The organism is Staphylococcus sp. HMSC14C01 (assembly GCF_001808085.1).
Taxonomy (GTDB): domain Bacteria; phylum Bacillota; class Bacilli; order Staphylococcales; family Staphylococcaceae; genus Staphylococcus; species Staphylococcus hominis.
Genome location: NZ_KV792020.1, coordinates 20,082 through 21,001, shown reverse-complemented (window position 1 = coordinate 21,001; position 920 = coordinate 20,082). Strand labels below are relative to the sequence as shown.

Genomic DNA, 920 nt, shown 5'->3' with positions numbered 1-920 from the left:
AAAAGTTGATGAAGAGGTAACAAAAGCAAAACGTAACATTAATCAAGCAGTTACAAATAATGATGTGAATCAAGTTGAGCATAATAGCACAATAGCAATTAATAATATTCAACCCAATATTATAAAAAAAATTGCAGCTAAAACGTTAATTGATCAAGTAGCAAGAGCTAAAAAAAATAATATTGATCAAACATCAAATGCGACAATAGAAGAAAAAGAAGCAGCAAAACAAAAAGTTGACGAAGAAGTTACAAAAGCAAAACATAGTATTGATCAAGCCATAACAAATAGTGATGTAGATCAAGCAAAAGATAGAGGAACTGTTGCTATAAATAACATTCAGCCAGAAGTTGTAAAAAAAGAGACAGCTAAGAATGCTATTGATCAAATTGCATTAACTAGGAAAGCCATCATTGATCAAACACCTGATGCAACTGAAGAAGAAAAAGAAGCAGCGAAATCAAAAGTTGACGAAGAAGTCATAAAAGCAAAACATGGAATTGATCAAGCAAGAACAAATAATGACGTAGATCAAGTTGAACAAAATAGCACTACAGTGATAAATAATATTCAGCCGACAGTAGTTAAAAAATCAGAAGCAAGACAAGCAATTGATGATTTAGCTAAACTTAAAAAAGCAACTATTGATTTAACGCAAGAAGCAACTGAAGAAGAAAAAGAAGCAGCGAAAAGTAAAGTGGATCAAGCGTTAACAGAAGCTAAAACTCATATCAACGAAGCAGAAAATGATGATGGAGTTGATAACGCGAAAACAAAAGGGATAAATGTTATTAATACAATCCAACTTGAAATTATAAAAAAAGTAGAGGCAAAACATGAAATTGACCAATCTGCAATTGCTAAGAAAAAAATTATAGATCAAACACCAGATGCAACTGAAGAAGAAAAAGAAGTAGCAA

1 protein-coding gene is annotated in these 920 nt (G+C 31.2%); it reads left to right on the top strand.

What is annotated here, in order from left to right; genetic code table 11:
- A partial coding sequence (locus tag HMPREF3131_RS02425) for a DUF1542 domain-containing protein (protein ID WP_176743902.1) occupies positions 1-920 on the top strand: 920 nt, incomplete at both ends.